This is a genomic window from Parasphingorhabdus sp. (assembly GCF_039939955.1).
GTDB lineage: Bacteria > Pseudomonadota > Alphaproteobacteria > Sphingomonadales > Sphingomonadaceae > Parasphingorhabdus.
Genome location: NZ_JBDVHS010000006.1, coordinates 47,098 through 65,192, shown reverse-complemented (window position 1 = coordinate 65,192; position 18,095 = coordinate 47,098). Strand labels below are relative to the sequence as shown.

Annotated in this window: 14 protein-coding genes; 7 read left to right on the top strand and 7 right to left on the bottom strand. The window is 55.9% G+C overall.

All coding sequences use genetic code 11. The annotated features are described in order from the left end of the window. The first annotated feature begins 83 nt into the window (after nucleotides 1–83). Together ABJG22_RS11475 and ABJG22_RS11470 are read left to right on the top strand one after the other, a co-directional pair. Complete coding sequence (locus tag ABJG22_RS11475; RefSeq protein ID WP_348020411.1) at nucleotides 84–1,196, top strand: Ppx/GppA phosphatase family protein; 1,113 nt, start codon at nucleotides 84–86, stop codon at nucleotides 1,194–1,196. Then, nucleotides 1,193–1,867, top strand: a complete 675-nt coding sequence (locus tag ABJG22_RS11470) for an RlmE family RNA methyltransferase (protein WP_348020410.1) — start codon at nucleotides 1,193–1,195, stop codon at nucleotides 1,865–1,867. The genes ABJG22_RS11475 and ABJG22_RS11470 overlap by 4 nt, the downstream gene beginning before the upstream one ends. Here ABJG22_RS11470 and ABJG22_RS11465 read toward each other — a convergent pair. From ABJG22_RS11465 to ABJG22_RS11455, 3 genes are all read right to left on the bottom strand, one after another. Then, the gene (locus ABJG22_RS11465) at nucleotides 1,864–2,622 is read right to left on the bottom strand and encodes a DsbA family protein (protein WP_348020409.1); all 759 of its coding nucleotides are present in this window, start codon (nucleotides 2,620–2,622) and stop codon (nucleotides 1,864–1,866) included. The two genes, ABJG22_RS11470 and ABJG22_RS11465, sit on opposite strands and share 4 nt — an antisense overlap. Before the next feature lie 92 nt (nucleotides 2,623–2,714). After that, nucleotides 2,715–4,046 (bottom strand): M48 family metalloprotease, encoded by a 1,332-nt coding sequence (locus tag ABJG22_RS11460; RefSeq protein WP_348020905.1) that lies wholly within the window; start codon nucleotides 4,044–4,046, stop codon nucleotides 2,715–2,717. Between the two features lie 189 nt (nucleotides 4,047–4,235). After that, nucleotides 4,236–6,863 carry an Rne/Rng family ribonuclease gene (locus ABJG22_RS11455; protein WP_348020408.1) on the bottom strand — a complete coding sequence of 876 codons (2,628 nt, stop codon included), beginning with the start codon at nucleotides 6,861–6,863 and terminating at the stop codon, nucleotides 4,236–4,238. 519 nt (nucleotides 6,864–7,382) lie between these two features. Here ABJG22_RS11455 and ABJG22_RS11450 point away from each other — a divergent pair. From ABJG22_RS11450 to ABJG22_RS11440, 3 genes are all read left to right on the top strand, one after another. Continuing rightward, a complete protein-coding gene (locus tag ABJG22_RS11450; protein ID WP_348020407.1) occupies nucleotides 7,383–8,627 on the top strand; it encodes an N-acetylmuramoyl-L-alanine amidase in 1,245 nt (414 codons plus the stop codon). A 109-nt stretch (nucleotides 8,628–8,736) separates the two neighbouring features. After that, nucleotides 8,737–11,265, top strand: coding sequence for a PBP1A family penicillin-binding protein (locus ABJG22_RS11445; protein ID WP_348020406.1), 2,529 nt, complete (start codon nucleotides 8,737–8,739; stop codon nucleotides 11,263–11,265). 21 nt (nucleotides 11,266–11,286) lie between these two features. Then, the gene (locus ABJG22_RS11440) at nucleotides 11,287–11,910 is read left to right on the top strand and encodes a GNAT family N-acetyltransferase (RefSeq protein WP_348020405.1); all 624 of its coding nucleotides are present in this window, start codon (nucleotides 11,287–11,289) and stop codon (nucleotides 11,908–11,910) included. A gap of 178 nt (nucleotides 11,911–12,088) precedes the next feature. On the opposite strand, the gene ABJG22_RS11435 is transcribed toward ABJG22_RS11440, so the two are convergent. Further along, nucleotides 12,089–13,471 (bottom strand): porin, encoded by a 1,383-nt coding sequence (locus ABJG22_RS11435; RefSeq protein ID WP_348020404.1) that lies wholly within the window; start codon nucleotides 13,469–13,471, stop codon nucleotides 12,089–12,091. A gap of 143 nt (nucleotides 13,472–13,614) precedes the next feature. After that, nucleotides 13,615–13,791 (bottom strand): hypothetical protein, encoded by a 177-nt coding sequence (locus tag ABJG22_RS11430; RefSeq protein WP_348020403.1) that lies wholly within the window; start codon nucleotides 13,789–13,791, stop codon nucleotides 13,615–13,617. Between the two features lie 116 nt (nucleotides 13,792–13,907). On the opposite strand from ABJG22_RS11430, the gene lepA reads away from it, so the two are divergent. Both lepA and ABJG22_RS11420 read left to right on the top strand, forming a co-directional pair. After that, on the top strand, nucleotides 13,908–15,713 hold the full coding sequence (gene lepA, locus ABJG22_RS11425) for a translation elongation factor 4 (protein WP_348020402.1): 1,806 nt from the start codon (nucleotides 13,908–13,910) through the stop codon (nucleotides 15,711–15,713). Between the two features lie 189 nt (nucleotides 15,714–15,902). Then, nucleotides 15,903–16,118, top strand: coding sequence for a hypothetical protein (locus tag ABJG22_RS11420; protein ID WP_348020401.1), 216 nt, complete (start codon nucleotides 15,903–15,905; stop codon nucleotides 16,116–16,118). Nucleotides 16,119–16,120: 2 nt separating this feature from the next. On the opposite strand, the gene ABJG22_RS11415 is transcribed toward ABJG22_RS11420, so the two are convergent. Continuing rightward, entirely contained in the window at nucleotides 16,121–16,891 is a 771-nt protein-coding gene (locus ABJG22_RS11415; RefSeq protein WP_348020400.1) for a class I SAM-dependent methyltransferase, read from the bottom strand. A 46-nt stretch (nucleotides 16,892–16,937) separates the two neighbouring features. Next, entirely contained in the window at nucleotides 16,938–18,065 is a 1,128-nt protein-coding gene (prfB, locus tag ABJG22_RS11410) for a peptide chain release factor 2 (protein ID WP_348020399.1), read from the bottom strand. Nucleotides 18,066–18,095 lie beyond the last annotated feature (30 nt).

Here is an 18,095-nt window from a genome sequence, read left to right as displayed (position 1 = left end):
CTTGCGTCGGCGGGGTCACGGCGTTATCTTCCGACGCAAGTACCGGCGGTATTATCCGATCCGGAGAATATAAGAGTACGGTTATGGCGGATCATGCGTCCCCATCGCCGCAAGATACAAAAGGCGGAGCATCCGCGAGGAAACCCCGCCCGAAACATGCGGCGACACATAAAGGACAGAGTCGTATTGCGTCGTCTGTCCATCAAGCTGGTGGGCGTTGGCCCAAGTTGCGATCTTATGCAGCAATAGATCTGGGCACCAACAACTGCCGGTTGCTGGTCGCCAAACCGTCGTCGGACGGCTTCATCGTTACAGATGCTTTCTCGCGGGTCGTGCGGCTCGGCGAGGGATTGGTTGAAACCGGTCGGATTAGCAGCCGGGCAATGGATCGGGCGGTTGCTGCCTTATCGATCTGCGCGGATAAGCTGCGCCGGCGCAATGTGACGCTCGCCCGGTCGGTCGCGACCGAAGCCTGTCGACGGGCTAGCAATGGCGACAAATTTATCGAGCGCGTTCGCCGCGAAACCGGTATCGCGCTTGATGTGATCACAGCGGAAGAAGAAGCACGGCTCGCGGTTCTGGGATGTCAGATATTGCTGGAGCCGGGCGATGGCCCAGCCTTGATTTTTGACATAGGCGGCGGCTCGACGGAGCTTGTGCTGGTGGATACCAGCGGAGCAGCGCCGGAGATTATCGACTGGCAAAGTGCGCCGTGGGGCGTGGTTTCTTTGACCGAAAGCGAGCGGTTCGACGGCGATGACCCGGTTGCGCGCCGCGAGGCTTTTGCAACGATGCGGGAGCGGGTCACGGAAAGCTTCTCCAGTTTTGCGGATCGCCTGCCGCGCATGGAGCAATGCGATTATCGGTTGCTGGGTACCAGCGGCACGGTGACGACATTGGCCAGCCTGCATCTGAAATTACCACAATATGATCGCAAGCTGATCGACGGGTTGATTGTTCCGACAGAATCGATGCGGGATATTAGCGCGATGCTGGCTGAGGCGACGCCGGATGAGCGGGCGGATATCCCATGTATCGGGCGGGAGCGTGCCGATCTGGTGGTGGGTGGCTGTGCCATATTAGAAGCGATTCTTGATATTTGGCCGGCCTCACGGGTTGGTGTTGCAGATCGCGGCATCCGAGAAGGTATATTGCGGTCGTTAATGTCGTCCAACGAACGGGGAGTGGGCCGATGAGCCGAGGTCGGTCAGGAGGCAAGCAACGGGTCAAAACCGCAAAGGGCCGGAAAATTGGTTCGACCCGATGGCTCGAACGGCAGTTGAACGATCCCTATGTCAAACAGGCCCGGGCCGATGGCTATCGGTCACGCGCAGCCTATAAATTGCTGGAATTGGACGAGCGCTTCAAGCTGGTGCGCAAAGCGAAGGCGGTTGTTGACCTCGGGATTGCGCCGGGTGGCTGGGCTCAGGTCGTACGAAAATTTGCGCCCAAGGCGGCGGTTGTCGGGATTGATCTGCTCGATGTCGATCCGATCGAAGGAGTGACCATTTTCAAGATGGACTTCATGGATGATGCCGCGCCAGATATGTTGATAGAGGCGCTCGGGTGCGCCCCGGATCTGGTGCTGTCCGATATGGCCGCCAATACGGTTGGCCATCAGCAAACCGACCATTTGCGGACGATGGGACTGGTCGAAGCCGGTGCCTATTTTGCGGTTGAAAATCTGCAAAAAGGCGGTGCTTTTGTCGCCAAGGTGCTAGCGGGTGGAACGGATCATGAGCTGCTGACTTTGTTGAAGCAGCATTTTGAAGTGGTCAAACATGCAAAACCACCGGCGAGCCGTAAGGGATCATCGGAATGGTATGTAATTGCCCAAGGGTTCAAGGGCAGGGCGGACGAAGCCTAATTGGCTGCCCGCGCCTTCGCGACCATTTCTTTCAATCCGTCATAGCCAACCGCGCCGACTTCCGACTGATCGCCGACCACCCAGGCAGGCGTGCCGGTGAAGCGCATTTGCTGCGCGATGGCTATGTTGCTCTGGATTTCCTGCTTGGCTTCCGGTGAAGCGATAAAGGCCCGCGCAGCTGCCATGTCTAGACCAATTTCATTGGCGGCGGCATTGATCGTCGACGGGGTCGGGCGACCGGTAGCGAACATGGTTTTGTGGAACGCATAATATTTGCCCTGTTTCGCCGCTGCCAGCGCCATTAGCGCCGCATCGTTGCTAGCTTCGCTCAGGATAGGAAGCTCGCGAAACACGACTTTCACATTCTTGTCTTCGGCAATCAGCCTGGCGATGTCGCGTTCGGTCTGTTTGCAATAAGGGCAGGCGAAGTCCGAATATTCCACGACAGTGACATCGCCATTGGGATTGCCGGCAAAGGCATTTCCGGCAAAGGGCTTCTCAATTGTCGCTCGAACAGCGCTAATCGCATCAGCCTTCTGGCGATTTTGCAGCAATTCCACTGCTTCAGGGATAATCTCTGGATTTTTCAGGATATAGTCGCGGACGATTCCCTCGATGGCCTTTTGTTGTTGTGCGTCAATGCCAGCCGCCAGTGCGGCTTTGCTTGTCGCATCGGTCGTAGAAGCGCTGCTGCTTTGCCAGAACCAAATGCCTATTGCCGCTGCTATAGCCAGACCACCACCTGCCATAATCATCCACTTTCTATTTGAACTATCTTCCACAATCAGATTCTTTCGTTGAAGGATGGCATTGGCCATGGGCGCTAGCCTTGTCTAGCCCAAATGGCTTAGCGGCGGCGGCTGCTTTTTTCGAATTCCGCTTTGGCGATGAACGAAATATCCTGCGCTCTTATCCAGTCCGCGGTATTTTCGGTGATACCGGCCATAGCGATTTGGGAGCTGCGGATAGCGCTGGCATAATTGCGTTCGAGCAAGGAGCTTTCCGCCGTTGCCAGTTGCGCGCGCGCCATGTCGCCTTGATGAGAATAGACGACACCCAGCTGATACCATGCAAAGGGATTGCGATTATCCTTATGCACCGCAGCCTTTAGAACTTGTGTTGCCTCTTCAAAATATTGCGGGTCTTCGGTGGCTATCAAGGCGTGACCGAACAGGCTGGCAATCAGCGGCTGATTATTGGTGAGTTGCACAGCTTTGCGCAATGATTTCAAAGCATCGTTCGGTTTGCCCGATTCCAACAGGATCTGGCCATGTAGTTCCAGAAAATAGGGATCATCCGGCGTGGTTTGGAGCAGATTGTTGACTTCATAGAGGGCGCGATCAGGATAGGCGCTCTTGTGCCAAGCATAAGCGCGGGCATAGCGGGCAGGGACCGATTGGTCGCTTTCCGGATATTCCCGCAATGTCACGGCAGGGTCCGCCGTAAAACCAAGGAGCTTGGCCTTTACCCGCTGGAACTGGGCTTCAATTTCCGGATCGGACGGTGTGTCCCAGGCAGGGTCTGCTTGGTAGACTTCCCTCAATAGACTAATCCGCTCGCCGGACAGGGGATGGGTCCGGCCGTAGCTATCCTCCTGCGGTATGCCGAGACGGAATTCAAAATTTTGCAGTTTCTTGAAAAAGTCGATTGAGCCTTTGCCCGTTATACCCGCTTCGGAGAGATAGCGGGCTCCGGCCGAATCCGCCGCGCGTTCTTGGACACGGCTAAAGGCCAGGAATTTACCCAAGGCGGCTTGCTGGCCTGCGGCCAATATACCCATTCCGGCATCGCCCGCTCCGGCCGCGATGGCGGCTGCGCCTAACACCAGGCTAAGCAAGGTGATTCCGGTTGCGGTTTTCACACCTTCGTTGAAACGAATGGCATGGCCACCCGTGATATGACCCAATTCATGGGCCATAACGCCTTGCACTTCATTGGCGCTATCCGCTTTTTCGATAAGACCGGAATAGAAAAACATCCGTTGGCCGCCAGCGACAAAGGCATTGATTTGGCGGTCGTTGATCAGGATTACCTCGACCTCGTCGGCATCCAGTTCAGAAGCCTCCACCAAAGGTGAGACCATTTCGGTGAATAAAGCTTCGGTTTCGGCATCGCGCAAAATGGATTGGGCGACAACGGGTTGGACGGTGATCGAAATCATCGCCAGAAATGCAACCATGAAACGGGTCAAACGGCCTGCGTTGGGCAGGCCGATGCGGGAAATTAGAACAGCAAATCTATTGCGCATGAAATTCCTCAGCATGAAAGTCCGTTTATAATCTTTCCTTCTGACAATGGCTGCCTGAACCGTGGATGAAAGTGACAGCTTCCTCGCCCCGCTATTGGGACGGGAAAGCTGTCATTCAGATCATCCAAATGTGCGTTGCCACCATCCTTGACGCGGTGGCCCATCACTAGATTTCGCGGCGTCACTATCGGATGTTTTTGCGACAGCATCATCCTTTGGTTTCGCAGCGGTTTTTGTTTTCCGCGGTTTGGCAGGCGCTTTTTCTTTGGCCGCTTTTGGAGCAGCCTTGTCAGCAGTTCCTGCTGTATCAGCTTTCTTTGCGCGTGCCCGCGGAGCCTTTTTGGCCGCTGGCTTTTCCTCAGCGGTTCCGCCGTCGGTCTCAGCCGCAGGAGTCGTAGCCGTTTCCTTGGTTTCCTTGGCTTTACGTGGCGCTCGGCGACGTTTTGGTTGTTCCTCCGTCGCCTCTGCTTCCGGTTCTTTGCCTGCTACTGGCTTTTCAGCTTCGGTTTCGCTTTTGGCAGAACGCCGCCGCCGTGGCTTGGGCGCCGCTTCTGGCTTTTCCTCGCTGCCGGTTTCGGAAGCGGTTGTAGCAGGCGCGCTATCGGCCTTGCGAGCGCTGGTACGGCGCGTGCGCGGTTTCGGCTTCTCGGCCTGATCGCTAGCATCTGCCGTTTCCTTCGTCTGCGTAGCAGTCTCGCCGCTATTCTCGGAGTTGTTATTCTCGGAATTGCCGGATTCCGGGCGATCACCGCCGCGGTTGCGTCTGCCCCGCCGCCGCCGTTTGCGTTTAGGCCGCTCACCGCCGTCTTCGCGATCATTATGACCTGCTTCGACCTGATCATCGTCATCATCATCGACGATGGGCTCGAATTTCGGCATATTTTTTGGTGGACTACCTGATGTCTGGATTTCCATCCGCGCACCTTCGGTTTCACCGTCCGGCACGATTTCGATCGAGACGCCATAGCGTTTCTCAATATCTTCAATCTCGTGACGCTTGCTGTTCAAGACATAGATGCAAGCTTCCTGGCTCGTGCGCAGGCTGATCTTGCTGGCTTTGCCTTTCGCCGCTTCTTCTTCCAGCAGGCGCAGGGCCGATAGGGCCGAAGAGGACGCTGTCCGCACCAATCCGGTGCCTTCACAATGCGGGCAGACTTTGGTGGAAGCCTCAAGCACACCGGTGCGCAGGCGCTGGCGGCTCATTTCCATCAAGCCAAAGCTGGATATCCGGCCCACCTGAATACGTGCACGGTCGTTTTTCAGCGCGTCGCGCATTGCCCGTTCGACTTTGCGAACATTGCCGTTGCGATCCATGTCGATGAAATCGATGACCACCAGTCCGGCCATATCGCGCAAACGCAATTGGCGCGCGATTTCTGCAGCGGCTTCCATATTGGTCTTGACCGCGGTTGCTTCGATCCCGTGTTCACGGGTCGATCGTCCGGAGTTAATGTCGATCGACACCAGCGCTTCGGTTGGATTGATCACCAGATAGCCACCGGATTTCAGCTGAACCTCTGGGGAATACATCGCAGACAGCTGATCCTCGACGCCATAGCGTTGGAAGAGCGAGACCGGATCGGCATAGCTCTTCACTCGCTTGCTGTGGCTGGGCATCAGCAATTTCATGAAGTTTTTCGCCGCCGTATAGCCATCAGCCCCTTCGACCAGGACTTGTTCAATCTCACGATTGTAAATGTCACGGATCGCGCGTTTGACGAGGTCGCTGTCGCTGTGGATCAGGCTGGGTGCCGTCGCGCTCAAAGTTTTTTCGCGAACTTCGTCCCATAGACGGGCGAGATAATCAAAATCCCGTTTGATTTCTGGTTTTGTCCGGGAAAGTCCTGCGGTGCGGACGATGCAACCCATGCTGGTCGGTAGGTTCAGACCGGCAATGATGGATTTCAACCGCTTACGGTCGCCGGCATTGTTGATTTTCCGGCTAATGCCGCCGCCGTGGGAGGTGTTTGGCATCAATACGCAATAGCGGCCTGCCAAGCTGAGATAGGAGGTGAGCGCAGCGCCTTTGTTGCCGCGTTCTTCCTTGACGACCTGAACGAGCACGACCTGCCGCCGTTGGATAACGTCCTGTATCTTGTAGCGTTTGCGCAACGCCATACGTTTTTGACGGGCCTGATCACTGGCTTTTGGCATATTGCCTTTGCCACGACCACGGTTGCGGCCACCGCGTCCGCGACGGCCTCCGCTCTTGCCTTTGTTTTCGGTATTTTCTTCTGACGTTTCTTCTTCTTCTTCTTCAGAATCGTCGTCATCATCCTCATCGCTGCTCGCTTCGGATGGAATTTCGCCTTCGGTGACATCGATCGTGTCAACGCTTTCATCCTTGTCGACTTCGACCAGCGCGGTGTCGAGCTCTTCGGTCGCATCGCTACGGACCATATCCGCAGGAGCGTCTTCTTCTTCCTCTTCCTGAGCGCGCAGGGCAGCTTCTTCTGCTGCATGCTCGGCTTCTTCAGCCAACAGCTTCTCGCGATCCTCTTGCGGAATCTGATAATAGTCCGGGTGAATTTCCGAAAAGGCAAGGAAGCCATGGCGGTTGCCACCATAGTCAACGAAAGCGGCCTGCAGCGACGGTTCGACGCGGGTTACTTTTGCTAGATAGATATTGCCTTTTAGTTGTTTGTGTTCGGAAGATTCAAAATCGAATTCCTCAATTTTGTTCCCTTTTACGACCGCCACCCGGGTTTCTTCCTGGTGGCGCGCGTCGATTAGCATGCGCGTTGTCATTCAATAGTCTCCTGGCATGGCAGAGAGAGCGAGAGCCCGTTGGTGCCATGCGATATGGTAGGGATAACGGTTTTTCGCGCGCGGTCCTTTGATGAGGGGCGGGCGGCGTTATCCGGTTGATTTGAAAAAATTCAGATAAAATTGTGTCTGCAACAACTGCATGGCCCTGGCCGGTAGCCAAGGTCGTTCCGCCCATAGAAGCGCTTCCGATATGGAGAGCTTCAAAGCCGGAAATGTCATGTCTCATGTCGCGTCAACCTGGTAGATGCCGAATGATTTTCGGCATTTAGTCGAACCATTTCAGGATTTTCCTGTTGGTTCGAACAGGGTGCTAGCACCGCTCGGGCTGATCGGCAACACAAACTGTGACTGTCGTGAAACATCTAGCGGAATAGGGGACAACATAAAAACATGCCTAACGCGCTGTTAACCGTGTCATTTCACCATGTCTTATCAAAGCATCCTTAATGGCTTCTTCACGTAGTTTTGCGTTGTTATTTAAGCAGGAAATCCGAAGCCATGAAATTTGACTGGACCAAAAAGGGCCGTGCGATGCATAAGCAAGCCATGGCTTTGGTAACCATCCTGCTATCGAGTTTGCTGCTAACCAATCCGGCGCAGGCCGGTTCGATCAGCCGTATTGAAGTACGCGGTTCGCAAATCACCGTTTCATTTGATGATCTGGTAGAAGGAGTCTCAACCTTTTCCTTGATCGGGCCGGACCGTATCGCCGTAGATGTTCGTGGCGGTAAGGCTGGGCGGGGCGGCTATGCGAAGGGTATCGTCAAATCCGTGCGACAGGGACAATATAATCCCAATATTGCGCGCATTGTATTCGATCTGGATCGACCCGCTGTGATTACCAGTGGCCGTTTTTCGAAGGACGGTAAAAGTTTGCAGCTAAGCTTGAAAGCCGTTGGCCAAAGCCAGTTAGCGACTGGACGACAATCTTTTCTACCGCCGCTGAAGTTCCGAGCGGAGCCGCCGAAAAAAAGCTATAGTGTTAAGGTCCCCTTGGGCAAACCACAGGATAGCGTCCGTCTACCGAAAATATACGGGCCGAATGATTCAAAACGACCGTTGGTGGTCATTGATGCCGGCCATGGCGGTCATGATCCAGGGGCCGTTTCGCCCCATGGCGGTAAATATGAGAAAGACGTCGTCTTGGCTATCGCCACGGCGGTTCGCGATCGGTTGATTGCCGGCGGGCAGGTTCGCGTAGCCTTGACCCGCGATACGGATAAGTTTCTGGTTCTCGAAGAGCGCTATGGCATTGCACGGCGTCTGGGCGCGGATCTCTTTATTTCGATCCACGCCGACGCCGCTGGCAACCAGGCGGCTTCCGGTGCAACCGTCTATACTTTGTCAGAAGTGGCATCGGACCGGGAGGCTGCAAAGCTGGCGGCGCGAGAAAATCGCGCGAATATCATCAATGGCGTGAACCTTGGCGGCTCCAATAATGATGTTTCGTCGATTTTGATCGATCTGACGCAACGCGAAACCCTGAATGTGTCGGCTGATTTTGCGAAATTGCTGATCCGCGAAGGCCAGCGGAAGATCACTTTCCGTACCAATCCGCATCGTTTCGCGTCGCTGGTTGTGCTTAAGGCCCCGGACACCCCATCGGTGTTGTTTGAAAGCGGGTATTTGAGCAACAAGGATGATGTTGCTTTTCTCAGTTCGAAGGAAGGCAAGACCAGAATCGCTACTGGGATTGCAAGCGCAATCGAGTCGCATTTTGCGCGCAAACTCGCCCTGCGCTAGGCGGCAGGCAGGACCAACACCAGTTCCGTCATCTCGGCTCCGGCTTGTCGGCGCTTTTCATCGATAATCGCTGGAAAATGCTCGCGAGGCCGTTTAGATAGCGCAGCCTATGGTAAATGATGCGTCTGATACGGCTGAAGAGAGCCTTGCCTATAAGCTGGAACGGAGCACAGGCAGCTTTTTCGAGCGAATTCAAAAACTCTGGCAGAAAAAATGGTTTCGACTGTTCGCAGCCTTCTTAGGGCTATGTGCTCTTGGCTGGTTGCTGATCTGGTTGATTTTTGCTCGGGATTTGCCTGACGCAGCAGCTTTGCGAACCTATGAGCCGCCGTTGCCGACGATGGTGCGCGCTTATGATGGCGAACCTGTCCATAGCTATGCTCGCGAACGGCGGGTGCAACTAGAGTTTTCAGAATATCCGGCATTGCTGGTCCGGGCATATCTGGCGGCGGAAGATCGTACCTTTTTTGAACATGGCGGACTCGACTATCCCGGCATTGCCACCGCGATCGTTACAAATATTAGCAATAGCGGGCGACCAGTCGGAGCGTCGACAATTACCCAGCAGGTTGCGAAAAACCTGCTGCTGTCCAGTGAAGTTTCCTATCGTCGGAAAGTGCGTGAAGCCATTCTGGCCTATCGCATTGAGGATGTGCTGACCAAAGAGGAAATCCTTGAGCTTTATCTCAATCAGATATTTCTCGGCCGCAATGCTTATGGCGTACAAGCCGCCGCGCAGGCCTATTTTAACAAAGATGTCGACGCACTCGCGCTGCACGAAATAGCCTATCTGGCGATCCTACCAAAAGGGCCGTCCAACTATCGCCCGGAAGTACATGCGGAGCGCGCTATCGGGCGCCGCAACTGGGTGTTGAAGGGTATGCGTGACAATGACTGGATCACATCCGCGCAATATCAGACCGCGTCGGCGCAGCCACTGGGTGCGGTTTCCAATTCCGGCCCCCGTTTTGAACGGGTGGGTGGGTATTTCATCGAGGAAGTCCGCCGCCAGCTGATCGAGCAATTTGGCGAAAATGAGGAGGCTGGACCGTATAGCGTTTATTCTGGTGGCTTATGGGTTCGAACATCGCTGAATCCGCAATTGCAGGGATATACGAAAGACGCGCTGCGGGAAGGCTTGCTGCGATATAGTCGCGGTAAGGGCTGGACGGGTCCGATCAACACGATTGAGATTGATGACCAATGGCCCCAGCGGTTGGCCTCGACCTTTATCAACACCGATCATGCAAATTGGCAAATTGCGGTGGTTACCAAATCTGCGAGAAGCGAAACCGAAATTGGTTTCAAGGATGGGACAGCCGGTCAGATCAGCTCCGCTCCAAGTAAGTTGAAAGTGGGAGATATCATTGCCGTTAGCCCTTTGGGTGGCAGCAGATATCGGCTTGAAAACGTCCCGGAAGTTTCGGGTGGGATGGTCGTACAAAACCCCCACAATGGTCGAATTTGGGCGATGCAGGGCGGGTTTGATGATCGGATGAGTTCGTTCAACCGGGCCACGCAGGCAGAGCGCCAGCCAGGTTCGACGATCAAGCCCTTTGTCTATGCGACTGCGTTGGAAAAAGGCATGACACCGGCGACTCTGATCGATGACAGCCCGTTTTGCGTCTATCAATCAGCGGCGCTCGGGCGGAAATGTTTCCGGAATTTTGGCAATGCACGCGGTGCGGGTGAGCAGACCTTGCGCTGGGGTGTTGAACAATCACGCAACTTGATGACGGTTCGCGCGGCCAATGATGCCGGCATGGAAAATGTTGTCAGCACGATCAAGACGATGGGAATTGGTGATTATAATCCCTATCTCGCTTTCGCTCTCGGTGCTGGCGATACATCGGTGATGAAATTGACCAATGCTTATTCCATGCTCGCCAATCATGGTCGGGAACTGAACCCGACGGTGATTGATTTTGTTCAAAACCGTGAAGGCAAAGTGATTTTCCGGACCGACAAGCGGATGTGTGAAAACTGCAATCTGCGCGATTGGGATGGTCAGCCGATGCCGCGTCCGCGTCCTGCTGGAAGACAGCTGATGGATCCGATGACGGCCTATCAGATGATCGACATATTACAGGGCGTGATTACGCGTGGCACCGCGCAGAATCTTAAAGGCCTCAATCGACCTCTGTTCGGCAAGACCGGGACCGCTAGTGGCCCGACCAATGTCTGGTTCGTCGGTGGTTCACCGGACATGGTGGCCGGGGTCTATATGGGCTATGATCAACCGCGCAATATGGGCGGTTACGCGCAGGGCGGTACATTGGCCGCGCCGATTTTCCGTCGCTTTGCCGAAAAAGCGATGGCAGGCATGCCGAAAACACCATTTGTTGCCCCGAAGGGCATTCGTATGGTTCGGGTCGACCGCAAGAGCGGTAAGCGCGTCTATGGTGGCTGGCCGACCGACGATCCGCAATCAGCGGTCATCTGGGATGTCTTTAAACCGGAAACCGAACCGCGCCGTTCGATCCGCAAAGAGGAGCTTCTGGCCCGACTGGAAGCCCGCAAAGCACAGTTGCTTGCGGAACAGGCTGCGGCAGAAGCTGCTGCACAGGCTGCCAATCGCAATCGCACACCCGCGCAGAATGATGATGAATTCTTGCAGGCTGAAGGCGGCATATATTAATATGAAGAGCTTTCGATACGGATGCTAAAAGCATCGGATATAGCGCCCGCAGAAGGCATTCGGACGGTCGGGACAGAAAGCGTGCCGGCGCTAACCGAGATTACCGCGGATGCTTTTCGCGATGATCCGTTCAATAGCTGGCTATTCGGCGGCTTCGAACCGATGCGGCGGACCTTCGGTAATCTCGCGAAGCATATCTATACCCCCAATGGTTTCTGTCAGATATTGAGTGAAGACGGGGAGGATCTTGCCGCGACCATGTGGCTGATGCCTGGCGACAAGTCCGACACCTCCACGATCGGAAGGCTGCAAACTTATTGGGGGATGTTCGCGAGCGGCGGCCTTGGCGCGTTACAGCGGGGTAAGGCTGCGGGTGAGGCAATGGCAAGCCACCATCTCAAAGGGCCGCATGCCTATCTGTTCACCGTTGGCGTTGCCAGTGCAGGGCGCGGCAAGGGACTTGGGCGACGGTTGATCAACCCGGTTCTGGACGCCTGCGACCGCAGCGGTACCATAGCCTATCTGGAAAACAGCAATCCTGCGAACCAGCGCTTTTATGCCAGCCTTGGCTTTGAACGGATGGAGCTATTCCATGCGACACCGGACAGTCCGCCGCTGGAAGCGATGAAGCGGATGCCGCGCTAATACGTTCAACGCTTTCGGCCTCGCGACTGTGCATCAACAATGCATCGCTTTCACCAGTATCATCGGCGCCGAAGTGGCAGGTATGACCAATCATATCCACATGATCCGGTCGCTAGGCCATTATCTGGGTGAACCGGCATGATCGCTACTCGCAGTAACGCCCATGCGGTGATGGGGTTTAGAAGCTCAGCTGAAAACGTCCAGCGAACGTGTCGACGCTATAGTCGCTGTCGCCCGCCGCCAGGATCGCAGCATTATTATAATCCATCTTCGCATAGGATAGCATGAACCGGACATAGTTGATCGGCGTCCAGATCAGGGAAGCCTGATAGCTGTCCTGCGTGCCGCCAACGATGCCCGCATCGCTCAGGTCGAGATGATCGTAGCGCGCGTTGACCTGCCATGCACCCATGCCGCCTTTGCCAACAGGATTGGCGACCTTCACGCCTTTGAACACGCCGCCCTTATAGCCGCGCGTGTCATCGGTCAGGAACAGGCCTGCTTCAACCGAGCCGCCGAAGAAAGTCGGGTCAGCCATATTGCCGGTGCGGTTGAGCTTCAGCCAGTGGCCCTCTGCGGCCGCATGGAAACGCCCAGAGATCATTGCTGCTTCCAGTCCGTAGCTGGTTTCGGATTCAGCATCGCTGATGTTGCCGGTGTTGATGAACCGTGTGTCGGTAAAATGCACAAGCGGGCGCTGGCGATAGCGGCGGGTGTCGATGGAATCGCCCAGATCGCGATAGTGATAGGAAGCGCCGAAATGGGTCTGCACATCGCCCAGTTTCGGCATCGCGACGGCGCGCACGTCAAAACCGATGGCTTCATTTTCGTCATCATTCAAATCATCGATATTGGCAGTAAAGACACCGGCCTGAAACAACAGGTCGGAAATGCTATATTGCGCGGAAATCCCGACCCGCCGTTCGAAACCGAAAGCATCGGTATAGCCAGCGCGTTCGATAAAGCTGGTGTCGTTGCTGCTCGATAGCTCTTCGAGCCCCTGGAACGGGTTCTGCTGTCCCAAAGTCACGGTCAGCCCGTCATCCTTATAGGTGAAAAACGCGTCGGTCAGGGTCAGGTCGTTGCCGGCGAAATCCATTTCCAGCTTATAGCCAAAGCCGCCCGGAATGGCGCCGGAAGCGCCCAGCCGGATGCGGCGGGCTTCGTTGGCGAAACCGAGGCCTGCGTCGTTGATCGCGGCAGGGGCGTCTACGGTGCCAAAGTCATATTGGATGCGGCCACGCGGTTTGAAGCTCCAGCCGTCCTCGCCTTTCATCTCTGGCGCGCCTTTCCAGCCGACCTTGACGGGCTTCTGCTGCTCCAGCCGTTTCTCGGTCGCAGCAATCTTGGCCTCCGTCGACGCAATCGCGCTGGTCGAGGCTTGCTGGGTCTGTTGCACATCGCTGAGCTGCGATTTCAGATCGGCAATTTCGCGCTCCATTTGATTCAACTTGGTCAGCAGAGCCGCAGCCTGTTCCGCAGAAATTTCCGCGGCCATAGCGGCCGCAGGATAGAGCCCGATCGCCGCGGTCCCGGCCAGCAGGCCTATCGTCTTGAGCATATGGTGTTTCATAATCGCCTGTCCGTTGCATTTGCGTTGCATGATGATGCACGATCTATGACCAGCGCGTTGCCCTTTCATGGCATATTTATTTCACGTTTGTGACAAGGCGGGGGAGGGCAGGTACGGGGGAAGGGCACGTCTCAATCGACAGCAGGCAAGCGACGTTTTCCCTTGGTGCGGCTGGTCAGATGATAGTGAAAGCAGCGATCACAATGATAGGGGCGGAGGTCAATGGTCGCCCTTTGTGCCGCCATTATCGCGTCTGCTTCACTGGCAAAGCGCTTTTTCTTGCGGCAAATGGCGAGGCGGGTGCGCATGGAGCGGATTTAGCGCCTTGCGGGAAGGCGGGCAAGATATAGCGCCGCCCCTCCGTGGAACTGCTCAGCCGATGTTTCCTGCTGACATGGCGGCACGCCCCTGCTAACGGGCGCGGATGACTGAACGTTCCCATATCCGCAATTTCTCCATCATCGCCCATATCGATCATGGCAAATCGACTCTTGCCGACCGGCTGATCCAATATACTGGCGGGCTGACCGAGCGGGAGATGAGCGCGCAGGTGCTCGACAATATGGATATCGAGCGCGAGCGCGGGATTACGATCAAGGCGCAGACGGTGCGGCTGAACTATACGGCGAAGGATGGCGAGACCTATGAGCTCAGCCTGATGGACACGCCGGGCCATGTTGATTTTGCCTATGAAGTGTCGCGGTCGCTGGCGGCCTGTGAGGGCGCTTTGCTGGTGGTCGATGCGGCGCAGGGGGTCGAGGCGCAGACTTTGGCCAACGTCTATCAGTCGATCGAGCATGATCACGAGATTATTCCGGTGCTCAACAAGATCGATCTGCCGGCCGCCGAGCCGGAGCGGGTGCGCAACGAGATTGAAGAAATTATCGGGCTGGATGCATCGGAAGCGGTGTCGGCCAGTGCCAAGTCGGGCATCGGCATCGAGGATATATTGGAGCAGATTGTTGTCAAAATCCCGCCACCGGGCGGTGATCGCGACAAGCCGCTGAAGGCGATGCTGGTCGATAGCTGGTATGACCCTTATCTGGGCGTGGTGATTCTGGTGCGGGTGATCGACGGTGTGCTGACCAAGGGCCAGCGGATCAAGTTCATGGCGCAGGGCACCGAACATCTGGTCGACCGTGTCGGCTGTATGCGGCCGAAGGTCGAGCAGTTGCCAGAGCTGGCAGCGGGCGAAATCGGCTTTATCACCGCGCAGATCAAGGAAGTCAGCCAGACCGCGGTCGGCGATACGATTACAACGGTGAAAAATCCGGCGCCGGAGCCGCTTCCGGGCTTCAAGGAAGTGCAATCTGTAGTCTTCTGCGGTCTGTTCCCGGTCGATGCCGCGGACTTTGAAAAGTTGCGCGAGAGCATCGGCAAGCTGCGGCTCAATGACGCCAGCTTCACGTTCGAGATGGAAACCAGCGCCGCCTTGGGGCAGGGCTTCCGTTGTGGCTTCCTCGGGCTTCTCCATCTGGAGATTGTTCAGGAGCGGCTGACGCGCGAATATGATCTGGACCTGATTACGACGGCACCGTCGGTGGTCTACCGGATAGAGATGAATGACGGCAGCGAGCAGTTCCTGCACAACCCGGCGGATATGCCGGATGTCGTCAAGATCCGCGAGATTGAGGAGCCGTGGATCGAGGCGACCATCTATTGCCCGGATGAATATCTCGGCGGCATATTGAAGCTCTGCCAGGACCGGCGCGGGGTGCAGAAGAACCTGACCTATGTCGGCGACCGGGCGCAGGTGGTCTATGAGCTGCCGCTCAATGAGGTGGTGTTCGACTTTTACGACCGGCTGAAGAGTATTTCGCGCGGCTATGCGAGCTTTGACTATCACCAGATCGGTCTGCGCACCGGCCAGTTGGTGAAGATGAACATCATGGTCAACGGCGATCCGGTCGACGCGCTGAGCATGATTGTCCACCGCGATGCCGCCGAAGCGCGTGGCCGGCATATGTGCGAGCGGCTCAAGGACCTGATCCCGCGGCATCTGTTCAAGATTCCCGTACAAGCGGCGATTGGCGGCAAGGTGATTGCCCGCGAGACGATCTCGGCGATGCGCAAGGATGTGACCGCGAAATGCTATGGCGGCGATATCAGCCGGAAGAAGAAGCTGCTCGAAAAGCAGAAAAAGGGCAAAGCGAAGATGCGCGAATATGGCAATGTCAGCATTCCGCAGGAAGCCTTTATCGCGGCGCTGAAAATGGGCGACGAGGGCTAGATTCTGACCTGCAGTCTGACTATGGATGGACCGCTTTTATCTAAGTATCACATAGAGTATTTAAAGTGCAGATACTGCCTTTTACAAGTAAGGTAAATGTCTGTAAAATTTTGTAGCGAAGTCCAATATGTGCTATAGAGTTTATTAGACAGATATTAAGGGTTCCCGATAGAAAAATGGGAACCCTCTATGCTTGAACTGTTTGAATCGCCTGACCGGCGCATCAAGGATGAACGGGAATTACGTCAACTCTATTCGCGATATGGTGCGGATACGCCAACCATTTTGAGTGAGCGGGCAGTGGATGAATCTTTGTCATCCCGGGACAGAGGCCACTGGCGACGATTGGCACGTAAAGCACGGAATCAGAAGAATAGATGGTTGGACAAGCCGACAAGCTCGTGACATCATTCGTTATTTTTTGCGTACAGACAGGGTATAATTTTTCCAGGTGAAATGACTGGGCCCTGGGCCCGGAACCGTGCGAAATAACCGCCCAATTCGGGCCGCTCCATAAATCCGACCAGCTCATAGCCAACCGCTTCAAATTCGCAGAATAGCTGCTTTGGCGGGATGCCGTGCTGCGCAAAATCGCGATTAACGTCTACGACGATGACCTCACCAATCCCTTCGGAATCGCTCTTTTTGAGCAGAGCAGGGCGCAGACGCGAGAGAAAGGCATAGGGCTCGCGGACTTCATGATACATGTGGACCAGGAAAATCCGGTCAAAACTATTCTGGGGCAATCGAGGATCATCGGGCGCACCAAGCTTGATCGAGACATTGTCGAGGCTTTCCCGATTGACCCGTTCCGCTAGGCGATCGATGGCCTCCTCATCAATATCTTGCGCCAGAACCCGGCCATCGCTTCCGACTTTGTCGGCCAAGCGTACGGTATAATAGCCTTCACCCGCACCAATATCGGCGACCGTCATGCCCGGCTCCAACCCAGCCGCCTCCATGATCTCCTCGGCTTCACCGCGCTTGTCACGCGCCGTCTCGGTTGACCATTGATTGCCAGCCAGCTCTGATACCGGTCGCGAAGCAGGCGGATAGGCGCGCGCCGTTGCGGCGCGATTTGCGTCAGGATCCTCGATCCGTTTGCAGGCCGTCAGTGGTGTAGCGAGCAGAATACCCGAAAGCGCGATCAACGCCGTTTGAAAGTTGAAAATACCCATAAGACCTTGGATAGGCGAGCCAGATCGCGGGGGCAATGGCGTTGTACTAATCCACATCCTCGATATCTACCGCTTCGCCCGTGACCTTCTGCGACAATGTGGCAGCAATGAAATCATCCAGCGCGCCGTCGAGGACATCGCCGGGTGCGCTGCTGGTGTGGCCGGTGCGCAGGTCCTTGACCATCTGATAGGGCTGCAGGACATAGGAACGGATCTGGTGGCCCCAACCGATTTCGGTCTTGGCTTCATATTCGCCAGAGGCTTCCGCTTCGCGGCGTTGCAGTTCGGCTTCAAACAGGCGCGCTTTCAGCATGCCCATCGCGGTGGCGCGGTTTTTGTGCTGGCTGCGGTCATTCTGGCTGGCGACGACGATACCGGTGGGCTGGTGGGTAATCCGCACGGCACTGTCGGTGGTGTTGACGTGCTGGCCACCGGAGCCGGATGCGCGATAGGTGTCAATCTTGAGGTCGCCCTCGTTGATCTCCACTTCAAAACTGTCGTCGATCACCGGATAGACCCAGACGCTGGAAAAGCTCGTGTGGCGTTTCGCGGCGCTGTCATAAGGCGAGATGCGGACCAGCCGATGGACGCCGCTTTCGGTTTTCGCATAGCCGTATGCATTGTCACCTTTGACCTCAATGGTCGCGGATTTGATTCCCGCCTGATCGCCGGCCTGATAATCGACCATAGTGACTTTATAGCCGCGTGCTTCGGCCCAGCGCTGATACATGCGCAATAGCATTTCGGCCCAGTCCTGGCTTTCGGTACCGCCCGCACCGGCGTGAATTTCGATATAGGTATCGAAGCCGTCTGCCTCACCAGAGAGCAAAGCGTTCACCTTGTCCCGGTCTGCGCGGGTCGCGAGTTTTTCGAGCGTGGCAACGCCTTCGTCGGCAAGCTCGGTATCGCCTTCTTCCTCGGCCATTTCGATGAATTCTAGCGCGTCGTCGCGCTCTTGCTGGATTTCCTGCGCAGCGCTGATCGATTCATCAAGGCGACGGCGTTCGGTCATCACTGCTTGCGCGGCAGTCTGATCGTCCCACAGGGTCGGATCTTCAACGCGCGCGTTTAACTCGTCCAGACGGCGTAGTGCGGCATCCCAGTTAAGGGCGGTCTTGATCAGGGAAAGAGCGGCGTCGATCCGGTCGACAAAGGATTGCGCGTCGGCACGCATGATAATCTCCAAACTATTGGCAGCAGCGAT